General features: G+C 42.2%; 13 protein-coding genes. 5 read left to right on the plus strand and 8 right to left on the minus strand.

Going from position 1 to position 13,972, the window contains the following annotated elements; genetic code table 11:
- Window positions 1-21: 21 nt before the first annotated feature.
- Window positions 22-1,131, minus strand: coding sequence for a hypothetical protein (locus I3249_RS07305; RefSeq protein WP_238069315.1), 1,110 nt, complete (start codon window positions 1,129-1,131; stop codon window positions 22-24).
- A 162-nt stretch (window positions 1,132-1,293) separates the two neighbouring features.
- Between I3249_RS07305 and ccmA the strand changes: the two genes are divergently transcribed.
- From ccmA to ccmE, 5 genes are all read left to right on the plus strand, one after another.
- Window positions 1,294-1,923: a heme ABC exporter ATP-binding protein CcmA gene (gene ccmA / locus I3249_RS07310; RefSeq protein ID WP_238069317.1), complete on the plus strand. Its 630-nt coding sequence runs from the start codon at window positions 1,294-1,296 to the stop codon at window positions 1,921-1,923.
- Between the two features lie 84 nt (window positions 1,924-2,007).
- Window positions 2,008-2,715: a heme exporter protein CcmB gene (locus tag I3249_RS07315; RefSeq protein ID WP_102094084.1), complete on the plus strand. Its 708-nt coding sequence runs from the start codon at window positions 2,008-2,010 to the stop codon at window positions 2,713-2,715.
- A gap of 286 nt (window positions 2,716-3,001) precedes the next feature.
- Window positions 3,002-3,790 carry a heme ABC transporter permease CcmC gene (gene ccmC, locus I3249_RS07320; protein ID WP_057761594.1) on the plus strand — a complete coding sequence of 263 codons (789 nt, stop codon included), beginning with the start codon at window positions 3,002-3,004 and terminating at the stop codon, window positions 3,788-3,790.
- Between the two features lie 16 nt (window positions 3,791-3,806).
- Entirely contained in the window at window positions 3,807-4,028 is a 222-nt protein-coding gene (ccmD, locus tag I3249_RS07325; protein ID WP_101206028.1) for a heme exporter protein CcmD, read from the plus strand.
- Window positions 4,029-4,271: 243 nt separating this feature from the next.
- On the plus strand, window positions 4,272-4,772 hold the full coding sequence (gene ccmE, locus I3249_RS07330) for a cytochrome c maturation protein CcmE (RefSeq protein WP_238069319.1): 501 nt from the start codon (window positions 4,272-4,274) through the stop codon (window positions 4,770-4,772).
- A gap of 100 nt (window positions 4,773-4,872) precedes the next feature.
- Here ccmE and I3249_RS07335 read toward each other — a convergent pair whose 3' ends face one another.
- The 7 genes from I3249_RS07335 to I3249_RS07365 form a co-directional block, all read right to left on the minus strand.
- A complete protein-coding gene (locus I3249_RS07335) occupies window positions 4,873-5,721 on the minus strand; it encodes an aldo/keto reductase (RefSeq protein WP_238069321.1) in 849 nt (282 codons plus the stop codon).
- Between the two features lie 327 nt (window positions 5,722-6,048).
- A complete protein-coding gene (locus I3249_RS07340; RefSeq protein ID WP_238069322.1) occupies window positions 6,049-7,026 on the minus strand; it encodes a MetQ/NlpA family ABC transporter substrate-binding protein in 978 nt (325 codons plus the stop codon).
- 168 nt (window positions 7,027-7,194) lie between these two features.
- On the minus strand, window positions 7,195-7,881 hold the full coding sequence (locus I3249_RS07345) for a methionine ABC transporter permease (protein ID WP_057761583.1): 687 nt from the start codon (window positions 7,879-7,881) through the stop codon (window positions 7,195-7,197).
- Between the two features lie 19 nt (window positions 7,882-7,900).
- Complete coding sequence (locus tag I3249_RS07350) at window positions 7,901-8,671, minus strand: methionine ABC transporter ATP-binding protein (protein WP_238069323.1); 771 nt, start codon at window positions 8,669-8,671, stop codon at window positions 7,901-7,903.
- Window positions 8,672-8,927: 256 nt separating this feature from the next.
- Window positions 8,928-11,066 carry a sensor histidine kinase gene (locus tag I3249_RS07355; RefSeq protein WP_238069324.1) on the minus strand — a complete coding sequence of 713 codons (2,139 nt, stop codon included), beginning with the start codon at window positions 11,064-11,066 and terminating at the stop codon, window positions 8,928-8,930.
- An 85-nt stretch (window positions 11,067-11,151) separates the two neighbouring features.
- Window positions 11,152-11,874, minus strand: a complete 723-nt coding sequence (locus I3249_RS07360; RefSeq protein ID WP_057761578.1) for a response regulator transcription factor — start codon at window positions 11,872-11,874, stop codon at window positions 11,152-11,154.
- 260 nt (window positions 11,875-12,134) lie between these two features.
- Window positions 12,135-13,355 carry an efflux RND transporter periplasmic adaptor subunit gene (locus I3249_RS07365; RefSeq protein ID WP_238069325.1) on the minus strand — a complete coding sequence of 407 codons (1,221 nt, stop codon included), beginning with the start codon at window positions 13,353-13,355 and terminating at the stop codon, window positions 12,135-12,137.
- Window positions 13,356-13,972: the final 617 nt, after the last annotated feature.

A 13,972-nucleotide genomic window follows, 5' to 3' on the forward strand; every position in this document is an offset into this window, starting at 1 on the left:
TTGACAAGTAAGGGTTATAAGTTAATCGTGATTAAACGCCAAACCTTCTTTGATAGCAGGCTGTGTATAGAACGCTGCTAGCATTTCACGAATATGGGCCGTCAACCAAGGCGTCTCAAGAGCATCGTAAACGATAGGCAGTAGTGTAGTGCTACATTGCTTCATAGCCGCTTCATCAATGTGCAAACTCGCCGCGATGGTCGCCATCGTGTCAGACTGATGATTGGCATACCAAGTGTCAATGCTTGTCGAGACTAAGCTGTGCAGATACGGTGACAGTCGCAGGCGGTTGTAGCTTTGTTGGATGCTGGCTTCGATATGGTCGATGCTACTATTACCAGGTTCATCGCTTAAGTAGGTTTGCAGCTCGCTGATCGGTTGGTCTTTGATACGATCCCAGCCCATAACCATCAGGCGCGCCACCTCTTCGTTTGACAAGTGTTCCTGCGCATTGGCTTCAGCTTTGCGCGTCAAATCTTTGATATTGCGATGCAAGTAGGTTTGCAGTTTTTCATCGAGGTTTCTGTTGGTCGCCTTTTCAAAAGAGCTACGCCCAAGCTTCATCAATTTACCAACGCCACCTGCTTTATCGAGGGTGCTTTCCATAAAGTCGTTGATAGCGTGATAGAGTGTTTGGGTCAATAAATCTGCAAAGGTTTCGTTACCGACCAGCGTATGAATCAATATGTTGCGCTGCTGCTCATGGCTACCGATATAGTTGGCCAGCGTTTCAACTTGGGCATCATCAACCAGCTCAGACAAAGGCACATTGTCATTAACTGGGTGATAAATAATAGTGTGCAAAATATCACGGATGTCGGTACGCATCACTTCAGTCATCGGCTGATTTAACAGCCAGTCTTTCATCAGCTGCTGTAAATGGTCACAGGTAATATATTTGCTTAAAGGCTGCGCACCAAACCATTGCCAAGCTTCCATCGCTAGTGGCTCAGCTTGATTGTGCAACCACCGTTGCATAAAGTTGACTTGAGCATCGATCAAGCTATCTACTGTCAAACGGCTGGCTGATGGCTCTTTTGACAAGTTAGTGTCTGCGTTGTCATTTTTAGTCTCTGCAGCAGTATTATGTTTTTGGCTATCTTGTGAAGTCGGCATAGGTTTTGAAGTCATATTTTAAAGTCGTATTTTTTTGAGGTCGTACTTTTTGAAGTCAGAGTAATCGACAATTTGTTATACTGTGTGTTTGTAGCGAGCATAGGGTATTATGCCACGAACATTGCCTGTGTTTGTGATGAATATTGATTGCTGCTTGATAAATAACCAGAGGTTTTGATGACGGTTTTGGATACGCCTTTACTTGCACTTGAGGAGCTGACGGTTCAGCGCGGTGAGATACCGCTGTGCGAAGGAGTTGCGTTGCAGCTATCTGCGGGTAGTATTTGCCATCTAATCGGGGCAAATGGGACGGGAAAGACCACGTTACTCATGCAGTTGGCTGGATTGTTACCTGTTTTGTCAGGTGAAGTTACTTATCAAGGACAATCGTGCTTGCCCATCCAGCCTTTATATGTCTCGCACCAGTTGGGCATTCATCCGAATTTGACAGTGGCACAAAACCTGACGTTTCTACTGAACTTATATGGTATTACGCCAAGCGCTGCTGATATTGACGATGCACTCACATGGGTTGGACTACAAGGGTTTGAAACGATCAGCTCAAGTCATCTGTCCGCTGGGCAAACGCGGCGCATCACGCTGGCACGATTGTTCTTGTTAACTCCTGACGTGACACCGCTCTGGCTACTTGATGAACCTTTCACGGCGCTAGATGTCGATATGGTGGCACGTATGGAAGAGCGATTATGCGAATTTGCACAGGCTGGCGGGTCGATACTAATGACCAGTCATCAGGCAGTCGGGGTCGCCAATCAGGTGCTCGATTTGTCAGATTATATGGTATAAGTTTGATTGCTATCAGTACCATCAGTATATGTGCAAGGACAAATAATGACAGACAGTCCAATACAAGTAGGATCAGTAGCAGCCATGAATAAAAGTCCAAATGCTATTGTCGCAGTGCCTCGCAGTATTGGCTTCCTGCAGCTATGGCGCCGCGAATGGCAAGTCAAGCAGCAAGGAGCGGTACAATGGTTGTATCCGTTAGTACTGTTCTTAGTGATTATTACTTTGTTTCCGTTAGCAGTGGGTAGTGAGCCTGCGCTATTGCAGCGTCTGGGCGTATCAGCAGTGTGGATTGCTGCATTGCTGTCACTGGTAATGGGTGTTGATGGATTATTTAAGCCTGCGCTTGATAATGGTACGCTTGCGCAATTGGTCGTGGCCAAAGCGTCACTACCGCTATGGGTGCTGATTAGACTGGTCATTCATTGGATTTTTAGTAGTGGTATTGTGGCAGTGCTTAGCTTGCTTGCCGTGCCGTTATTTCAGCTCAGTTGGTTTGAAGCGTGGATCTTGATGGCTTCTATCGTGACAGGTAGCCCAATGCTTTTGATGTTATCAGCAGTGGCCAGTAGTTTGACGCTATCGTTAAAGAATGGGGCAGTATTAGTGCCTTTGATTGCTTTACCGATGCAGTTGCCAGTCTTGATTTTTGCTACGGGTGCGGTTGATTTATTTGCCTCTGGGCTGAATGGTTTGCCTATCTTAGCTTTATTACTAGCAGGAAGTATTGTTTCTGTACTAGTTATGCCTTGGGTGATTGCTACCACTTTAAAGATGTCATGGCTCAATTAAACGATTTGCTTGTTGCAATCTTAAAATCCAGATTTCGAAATTTGATTATCTAAACCCAGTTATATAAATCTAGTTATCTAAACCTAGCCATCGAAATCTAGTTATCTGTATCACATGTATTAACATCGTGGTGAAAACTGGCAATTTTGCTATAATAGTCAATTGAATACGTAAACAGCTCTTTGTAGATTCTATCCAGTGTTTAACGCCAGCAGGTGAGTTGATAGTGGTACTTTTATAGACCGCATCATTTATCGCCAGTAAGCTGTGTAATAGGTTTCTTCCCATGCCCAACCTGAATAACGTCTCATCCCCTAGCTTGTGGCAGCGCATTTGGCAGGGTTTCTTGACCACTGTGGGTACCAAGCAGTTTTTTCGTATCTTTAGCCCTTGGGTCAAGTGGCTCGCGATATTAGCCAGTCTCTGTTTGCTCATTGGTAGCGTATGGGGCCTTGCTTTTGCGCCGCCTGATTATCTTCAGGGCAATAGCTATCGCATTATCTTTATCCATGTGCCAGCGGCCAGTCTTGCCATTTCTATCTATTTTTCCCTTGCGGTCTTGGGGGTAATTTATTTGGTGTGGAAGATTAAGACGGCCAGTCTGGTCGCGCAGGCACTTGCTCCGATGGGGTTTTTGCTGTGTGTCATCAGTTTGCTTACAGGCTCTATCTGGGCAAAGCCAACATGGGGTACTTACTGGGTATGGGATGCACGTCTTACGTCAATGCTGATATTGGCGTTTTTGTACGCGGGCGTGATGGCATTGTTTGCTGCTTTTGAGCATACGGCCAATCGTGGTAAAGCAGCTGCTATTTTATCTATTGTGGGTGCAGTGAACCTGCCTATTATCAAGTACTCAGTAGAGTGGTGGAATACCTTGCATCAAGGCGCGACCTTTAGTTTGACTGCCGCACCGAAGATGTCGGCAGATATGTGGATGCCCTTGCTACTGATGATTATCGGCAGCTATTTACTGGTTGCGACATTAGCGATTTATCGTACTAACACGCTGATTTTATACCGTGATCAAGGCAAAGCGTGGGTCAAAGAATACATTCGTGGTCAACACAAATAACGGCTAGGAAAATACTATGCAGCCTTACTTTTATAGCGTATCTGAGTTTTTCGCCATGGGTAAGCATGGGGTTTTTGTGTGGTCGTGCTGGGCGATAACGATTGGCGTGATGTTGGCGTTTATTATCTATAGCCGCAAACAACGACAGTCACTTATCAAACAGCTGACTATCCAGCAAGCGCGTCAAGCACAGCGAACCACCAAAACCTCAACGCCTGCGACTAAACAAGCTGAATAAAAATCATCTTAATATCAGGGTTTTAGCGTAAGAAGCCGTATCCTTTTACTGACAAAAATATGACCTTGCGAATAGCGATGGGGCTTATTGATTTGTCCGAAAAATGCTACCATATAGCGATTAGAAAAGTACGATTAGAAAGACATTTTTAGAACGTTTTTCTAATGGTGGTTTCTTCAAATTTTTCTGCTTTATAGATTGATTATGATTTATAAAACAGTGACTCATTAATGGGGTAGTGGTATGAATGCAGTTCGTCGGAAAAAACTGACGTGGGTTATGTTTACACTGGCAGGTGCGGCCGTAGCAGTTATGTTAGTTATCTATGCCATCGGGCAGCAAACTGACTACTACTTTGATGCAACCGCTATTGCCCAAGGCGAAGCGCCTCAGGACAAACGTATTCGTGCTGGTGGTATGGTGGTTGCCGGTAGTGTGCAGCGTGCAGCAGACAATCCATTAAATGTTGAGTTTGCGATTACTGATTTTCAATCAACCGTACCTGTGACTTATCAAGGTATTTTGCCAGACTTATTTGCCGAAAACTCAGGCGTCGTGGCTACGGGTAAAATGCAGGGCGATACTTTCGTCGCTGGTGAAGTATTGGCTAAACATGACGAAAACTATATGCCACCAGAAGTTGCCAAATCTATGAAAGAAAATAATCGCAGCGGAGCGATACCTTCTTCTGAACAGTATAATCCTGCTGAAAAGGTTCATGAGACCGAAACGCTACAACAGTAATGATTGTGAATTTTCATACCATATAAAAAATCCACCGATTATCGGTGGCTTTTTATTGCGCTTTGTTTAGCTAATCAACTAATCGTACTTATTAACCCTGTTAGTCATCCCATACTGGGCTATAGTCAGGATGTTCAATTTTACGACCGTCAGAGCTGGCTAGGTTACCAATTTTTTCTAACTCATCTGCACTTAATTCAACTTTAATAGCATCTAGATTGCCTTGCAGGTGATCAGGGTTAGACGTTTTCGGAATAGCCACACGATGCTTGTCTGATAAGATCCATGCTAGTGAGATTTGTGCTGGTGTTACGTTGTGCTTATCTGCAATCTCTTTAATCACTTCGTTATCAAATACATCACCACGCGCTAATGGCGAGTAGGCTTCTAGTAGAATATGATGATTATTCAAAAAGGTCTGCAATGTGTTTTGCTTAATGAACGGATGAAACTCTACTTGGTTGACGACGATAGGTACATCAGCATATTTCTTGGCTTCAATGATATTAGCAATATTGAAGTTTGAAACACCAATATGACGTGTCAAACCTTGCTTTTGGAGTTCACACAGCGCAGGAATGGTCTCAGATAACGGTACGCGGTCATCAGGCCAGTGCAATAGCAACAGATCAACATAATCTGTACCCAAATCTTCTAAAGAGCGTTTTGCTGCTGCGACCAGTTTTTCTGGCTCAAACTTCATATCATCTGGGAAAATCTTGGTAGTCAAAAAGAACTTATCACGAGCCACGCCTGACTGTCTGATACCTTCGCCAACTTCTTTTTCATTGCCATAAGCTTGAGCGGTATCGATATGCTCATAACCCATTTCTAACGCTTTTTTGACCACATCTACGCAATCTTGTCCAGTTGACTGCCAAGTACCTAGCCCTAGGATTGGAATATTTGCTTGTCCAGCGGTACGAATACTATAGTTTTTAGCGCTCATATTATTATCCTTGTTATGTGTATCTTATAATTTTCATTAGTTTCAAATGTCATCAATAGTATGGTCTAACGAGTAAATTACTATTGAGCTTGTCCACTATAAGAAAAACCAAGGACAAGTGGAAGCGTGAGTGACGGTTTCCTACAAAGGGCAAACAGGCTGTAACGTGATTTTTGATAGTTATTTAATACTCAGTTATTCTTTTGATAACTGTATTGGAAGACAGCACTCCCAAAATCAAAAACAAAAAAACGCCCATCACTTTAAGTAATGGGCGTTTCTATTAATCATAATACCTAAAAAACTAGGTACTTTTGATTTAAAGTCTTACTGAGCAGCAGCTTCTGTAGTTTCTAGAGCATCAGCGCTTTCAGTTTTAGCAGCAGTGTCCATATGTGCGCTATGATCAGTACCCCAGATTTTTGGGTACTTGTAGCCAGGGAACGTTTCATGAGCGTACTTTTTGAAAGCTTCTGAGTTATAAGCGTTGGTCACATCTTCAACCCATTTTTTACCAGTATCAGCAGATTTGATTGCTGACCAGTTTACATAAGCAAAGCTTGGCTCTTGGAACAAGGCTTCGGTCAATTTAATACCAGAGTCAGTAGCATAGTTACCGTTGATAACTGCGAAGTCAACTTCATCACGTGCGCGTGGTAATTGAGCAGCTTCTAGCTCAACGATTTCGATATCGTATTTGCTGTTGTCAGCAATATCAGCTTTTGACGCAGTCAATGGATCGATGTCGTCTTTTAGGGTAATCCAACCAAGATCATCCATCATTACCAAAGCACGAGCAAAGTTACTTGGATCGTTTGGTGCAGAAACACTCATACCTTTGAATGCAGCGTCAAGGCTAGTCTTTTTACCTGAGTAGATGCCAAGTGGAGCCGTTGGTACTTGGAATACTTCAACCAAATCAAGGTTGTTTTCTTTTTTGAAGGTATCAAGGTAAGGCTTATGCTGGAAGATGTTGATATCCAAATCGCCTTCAGCCAATGCAAGGTTAGGACGGACATAATCAGTAAAAGCAATCAACTCAACTTCATAACCTTGAGCTTCAAGCGTGCTCTTCACTTGGTTACGGACCATATCAGCAAAATCGCCTTCAGTCGTACCGATAACAATTTTGGTATGGTCAGGATCGATATCGCTAGCGGCAGTTTCTGCAGTGGCACCCTCGGTTACTGGCTCTTTAGTCGCTTCTGGCGCTGATGAATTGCTGCAACCAACTAAGACTAGACCTGATACACCAACAGCAGCAAATGCGGTAGCTAACTGACGGCTGATATCTGTTAATTTCATAATATGTCCTTAATAATGAATGGGGTTGAGTAAAACGTTTATCGTCTGAACATTAAAAAAGCAACATTATAAATAGTAATGCTGCTTTTTATGAGCGCTGAGATAAGGGTTGAGTGTTGCCAAAAATAAACCTAGTCGCTCGTAATGTCAAGTATTCTCTAAAGCGGTTTAACGTTTGTCTAAACGATTGGCGAGCCAGTTACCAGAGGCTTGAATCGAGACGACCATGATGGATAGTACAATCACGATAAAAATCATTACCTCGGTTTGATAGCGATAATAGCCATAGCGAATGGCCAAATCACCCAAACCGCCACCACCAATCATACCAGCGGCAGCTGAATAAGAGAGCAAGCTGATACAAAGAATAGTGACTGACAATACTAAACCTGAACGAGCTTCATTAAGTAGTACTTTAATAATGGTAAAAGGTCGTGCACCCATTGATTCAGTGGCTTCGATAATACCGCGCGGCACTTCACGTAAATTTTGCTCGACCAAACGCGCAAAATAAAACGAACCAGCGATAGCCAGTACTAGTGATGCAGCAATTGGTCCGATACCCGTACCAACGATGGCCTTAGTAAACGGACTCATTGCAATCATCAAAATCACGAAAGGGAAAGCACGCATAAAGTTGGTAATACCGCCAAGCACACCGTACAACGTCTTGTTTTGCAAAAACTGTCGATCACTAGACAAAAACAAGAATACGCCAAACAGTCCACCGATGACGATTGCGACTGTGGTTGAAATACCGAGCATCACAAACGTATCAATAAACGCGCTCACGATCTCTTTGCGTAACACAAGTAGCTTGTCTATAGAGGCGGATAATTCAGTACCAGTTAACATATCTATTTCTCCTGCCTCATTAGTCCTCGACGACTAGGCCTTTGCCAATCGGGGTGGTTGCTTGAATCAGACCGTCTCGCACATCCGCAACTTCTAATAGTTGTCCTTGATGCAATAACGCTGCGCGATCACAAAGTCTACGAATCACACTCATCTCATGAGTCACGATGACGATAGTCACGCCAAGCTGCTCATTGATATCGCGCAGACAAGTCAGCAAACTACGGGTCGTTGCAGGGTCAAGCGCACTGGTTGGCTCATCGGCCAACAATACTTTTGGACTAGGGGCAATCGCGCGGGCAATACCCACACGCTGTTTTTGTCCGCCTGATAGCTGCGCAGGATAGTGACCAGCACGATCGGTCAAATCAACAATCGCAAGACAATCCATGACGCGTTTATGAATGTCGCGACTTGGATAACCAGAGATTTTTAAGTTAAATGCCACGTTGTCAAAAACCGTTTGATTAGACATCAGATTAAACTGCTGAAAAATCATACCGATATTATGACGGGCAATACGCAGATCACTGGCAGACAGCGTGGTTAGGTCAGTACCGTCTATCACGACTTGACCCGAATCTGGACGTTCAAGCATGTTGATTAGGCGCAATAAGGTAGATTTACCTGCGCCTGAATAACCCATTAGACCAAAGATTTCGCCTTGTTTGATAGTCAGAGATGTCGGCTCAACAGCGGTAAACCAATGTGGCTTGCCGTCCTTGTCTTTGATTGATCGGTCGCTTAAAAAACTTTTGGTCACATCGTTTAAGACAATCATGTCATTCATGGAGGGCTCAAAATTTAATAAATTTTTTAATGGTCAAAAACCCGTCATCAGGCCTCTTTCAATATGTAAGAAGCTTGTCAAAACGACAACAGTCAATAACCGTATAATAAGGGGCGGTAATATAGCATATTATCAGGCACTTTGGATATGCACAGACGTGTCCGACTTATGATTAATAGCTATTAAGAATAAGCAGTTAAAATGCTAAGTATGAAGGTGACAGCGTGATAGCTATCTATATAATAATGGGAATTGATTACTCGTGATAGTTGTAATGAGGGTCATGATGAATGGGAATAGTCACTAAAAATCTAGTATGACCATTTAGCGTATCTGTAATAATGCGCCCTTGATGAGCGGTAACGATTTGTGAGACTAAAGATAACCCTAATCCAGAGCCTTTGTTTTTCTGCTGTAAACGTACAAATGGGCTAAAGACTTCTTCTCGCTTACCTTCAGGTATACCGGTGCCTTCGTCGATTACAGCCAGCACAGCATATTTCGGCAAAGGACGTTCAGGTTCAGTTTTGGCTTTTTTCATATGCTTAGCAAATAAGCCTTCTTTACGCGCGACTGCACCTGAGCTCTCACTGTTTGAGCTATTAGATTTGGCGTCATCTTTCGTATTGTTTGAGCCGTTATTTTTAGTAGTGGTATCAGTAATAGATTTATCTGATTTTTGAGCGCTATTATCGACGAGAGTGCCAGCATTCGCGCTTTCTACGTTGCTTATAGAGTTTGTTTTAGCTACTTCAATCAAGCCAGCGTTGTCAGTATTATTAATACTATTAGCATCGTTAGCAAGATCAGTAGAGTCTGGAACAGCTTTCCAAATAACTTTCTTAATTCTGTCAGTTAATTCACTGGTAAAGCTGTAATAGTCAGCAAGTAGTGATGATTCGCTAGTAGTGGGTTGGGATTTGCTAGCACTGTCTATCAAGCTTTCATCTGAAAGGCCGTTATCAATACTGACTTCATCATTGCTCTCGTTGCTCTCGTGGCGAGCAGCTATGTCTTCACCGTTTTTATAGATAGTCGGCGTTGGTAGCTCTGCTATTGAGTCAGTCGTTTCTGATTTATTTTTATCAACTGCACTAGTGGCTTCATGTTTAGCAGTGTGGTGCTCAATTACTTTAGCATCAGCGTTTTCTTCATAATCGTCAAAGTCTAAACTGTTGTAATCGACAAAGCTGCTGCATAGCACTGTTTGTAATAGATAGTCGGGCACAGTTCCAGCTTCTTCCATGCTCTGAACACCGTATAGCAATACCGTAACAGGTGGCTTGCCATGTAGCATAGCGTTGGTAAGTAAATTACGAATCAAATGAGTCAACATTGATGACTGACCATCTATCACGATGTGCTCACCAATCAGAGTAGCTTCAGGATAGTGCTGACGTTCTTGATTTACCAAATCGTATAAATCTAGATTTTCAATTTGCTGTAAGGCATGACCTGCATCCAAACGGCTAACCAATAATATGCTTTCCACTAAGTCATTAAGACCTGACAAGTCTCTATTGATCGCTTGTGCCCGTTTATCGAACTTTGCTTTGGTATCAGTTGGTAGCGCACCAGCTAGCATATCCATCATTTCAATCTGTAGACGGATACGTGTAATCGGTGTACGCAGCTCATGAGAGGCATGTGCCAGTAGCAAGTTATTGGCATCAATCAAGTGTTCAATTTTTTGTGCTGCTTGGTTGAATCCGCGTGCTAGTGCAGCGATTTCATCATTACCACGCGCATTCACTCGCACCGTAAAATCACCATCACCCAATTGAGTCATTTGTTGGCTTAACTGGTCAATACGCCATGTCATCGTCCGTGCAATCAACCATAGTACACCTGCCATAATGAGCAAGAGTAGTAGCGTACCAGTGAATAAGTTCAAGGCTGCAGAAAGGACAGGTTTTTTAGGCGTTAGACGTGATTCATACAGTAAGGTATAACCTGTACTGCTATACACTTGAGCTTGCTTAGTAGGTGATGTATCTGCAAGTGATGGAAAAACGCGTGAAAATAAAGAAGGAGTAGGGGGAAGCTCTAGCGGTAGGTCACTGTTGTCAGTTTGCATGAGCAGCCGACCTTCGCTGTCATACAATCCCATTTTCGCTTGCAGTGATTCATCAAAAATATCGAAGCTTTTCTTAACGACAGCCAGCATAAAACGTGACTGCAAACGATTGTCTTTACTGATAGAAATGTTTAATTCGTGCAAGAATGGATCGATTTGACCCAAAATCTGTGTGGCTAATATCTCTGAGCGAATACCAGCGTCTTTGTCATGAACAAGTTGGGTCAACAGCACCATTGCTACAGCAAATAACGTAAGTGCCAGCATAACGCTGGCAAATAGTTTGGCAAATACGGAACGAAAACCCAATTGCTGCATTAAACGATCTCTATTATTAAACGCTTGTACCGACTCATAGTACAGAGTTTACACCATGAGTCAGCTAATTAGGCATCCTTTACAATCAAACCTGATCAGTGGCAAATTGATAGCCGACGCCGCGTACAGTAATAATACGCTTTGGCTGGCGTGGATTGTCTTCGATTAAAGCACGTAGACGCGAAATATGTACATCAATTGCACGGTCAATATTGTCTGAGCTGTCATCATTTGGCATCGCTTGCCAGAGCTGCTCACGATTCAACACCTTACCAGAGTGAGTGGCAAAGTAGTGTAATAACTGAAACTGATGCGTGGTTAAACGTACTGGTTGGTCATCGATAGTGACTTCATGACTATCAGGGAACACACTCAAACGACCAAAGGTTAAGCTGTCTGATTGGCTATCGGCTTGATTTGGTTGCTCATGACGACGAATAACTGCACGAATACGAGCTAAAAGCTCACGTGGCTCAAAAGGCTTGGCGATATAATCGTCAGCACCCATCTCTAGCCCCAACACGCGATCGGTTGTATCGCCTTTTGCGGTCAGCATGATAATAGGTACTTTATTGGTCATGTTATTCTTGTTACCACGAATCTTTTGACATACTTGCATACCATCCATATCAGGTAGCATAAGATCCAATACAACCAAGTCAATATCGCGCTCTTTGGTGTCTAATAGGTCGAGACCTTCTTGACCAAGACCAGCATGATGCACATCATAATAGTTCATGGTCAAATAATCGCTGATCAGCTCAGCCAAATCTGGATCGTCTTCAATCAATAAAATCTGCTTACTCATGGGGTGTCCTCTAATTGTTATTGTGATTTATAAAAAGTATAACGTTTCTGGTAAGGATAAGCTGTTGGTAATAATAAATAGTTAAACTATTAAGCCTCTACGTTTTCAAATATAAAGAATAGCGCATAATTAAATGTGAGTCGTATTTCAATACTCGGATAATGCTATATATAGTAGGGTCATATTGCCTAATTATGCTGTTACAAAACAAGAGAAGCTTTGTTAATGTTTCTACGCAATGTAACTGTCAGCATAAGCTATTATGACACAATGACTTTTTTACCTTTAGAATCAACAGGTAAGTCAGCCAAACAAATTAAGCTATCATTGCTCACACCTGCTATCAAATACTGCTGCGTAGTAGGATCGTATTCAACTACTTCAATAGGTTGGCGTGTTAAACGCTGATCTTGACCTATAATCCAAACATTCGCAGTCAATGGTTGTAGCGGCATATAAGGAGGAGTTTGCAACTCTGTTAGGTCGACGTCATGTAGCGCGCGCTTAGGTACAATAGTGCCTACATCTATTTGACCATAGTTGACGCGCCCTGTGACTTTCATATTTGGCAGTAACTTATCACGACTTACCTCGTTGTCGATGACATTAACATAGACCAAGAGCTTTTTGGGTTGACTGGTCGATACCAGTTTGCTGACCTGTCCCGTAAACTTGTCTGAGATACCATCGGCAGTAAAATTGACCGTTTGTCCCACTGAAAGCTGTGGTTTTGCTTGTATAGGCAGGGTAGCCATAAAGTGCAGCTTGGTTTCGTCACTGATCTGTAGTAGAGACGCGCGCGCCGCCAACTGTTGTCCTGCATCAGCAGATAAGTTTTCTACTCGCCCTGAGAAACTAGCATGAATGGTAATCGAATTATACTGCGCATCTTGTTTAGCCGTATTAATGTCTGCATTTTGATTAGTGATGTTGCTATCAGTATTTATCGCAGAATTTGCTTCTAACGTTTTATCACTGTCAGTTTTTCTTACAACAGCGATATCTGCGTCTGGCGCAGCTTGTGCGGAGTTAGCATCAGAGTTTTGCGTATCTTCTTGATTGTTTTGATTAGTACCCCCTGATTCTGAATTACCTTGTTCAGGCTTTTTCAAATCTTCAGCTTTGCTAGCCGTGCCCGTACGTCTAAAGACAAGCAATGGCGTGCCTTTTTCTACCCATTGACCTTCACTAACCAGTGTTTTTTCTATACGAATCGGATGTACCGCAACAAATGTGGTCTGCTTGATAGGTTCGATATTACCTTGTAATCCGAGACTCGGCTGATACCTTGAAGGTTTGATACTCAAGATATGTTCTGGCGTCATTGTGACACTATCACTTGTGATGATAAGTGGCGTGTCAGCGGTCTCTGCTTCAGTGTCAGTAACAGTCGATTCATTTACAGGTGACGGCTGACAAGCTGCGATAAATAGTACGCTGAATAAATAGAGGATTTTTCTTAAACGTCTAGAAGCTGTCATAGCAGTCACCATTGTAATCGTCATATTATTATATAGTGAATTGTAACGCGGTGGAACGACTGTAAGATATTTACTAAACTTAAGAAAGCTGATAATTCAAGTATTAAGGAAAGTTGAAGTTACGCCTTTAATAAATAAGAACAGCTATTTGTGATACTAATGAGTTCGAACATAATTTTACTAATTACTGGAAAAGCAATAATAACTGTGCTAAAACAAACACTATAAAATGCATTGATACATTTTTATTACAAATGAAAATTATCCAGTAATATCATTGCCAGTTATATACAATACAAAAATATAATAACGCTACCTTCAATTCAAATTTCAATCTATTTATATGTTAGAAAATGGATTTATAGTTAATTGGAATCGTTGTTATATTTGACTTTTTTCTTGGATATGCGCAGGGTAAGTTATCTTATTCAAAGCACTCAAATAACGCTAGATTTTGTAAGATTAATAATAATAAAGTGCGTATAGTACGCTATATTGATACCGCGATTAGTCAGTAGGCATCAATTGTAGAAGATTCGCTGTTATCACAAATTTCAACGCAGACAATGCAAATATAGGTACTTATATCGATCTGACAATAGATGATATAAAAGTTT

The organism is Psychrobacter sp. Ps1 (assembly GCF_022129425.1).
Taxonomy (GTDB): domain Bacteria; phylum Pseudomonadota; class Gammaproteobacteria; order Pseudomonadales; family Moraxellaceae; genus Psychrobacter.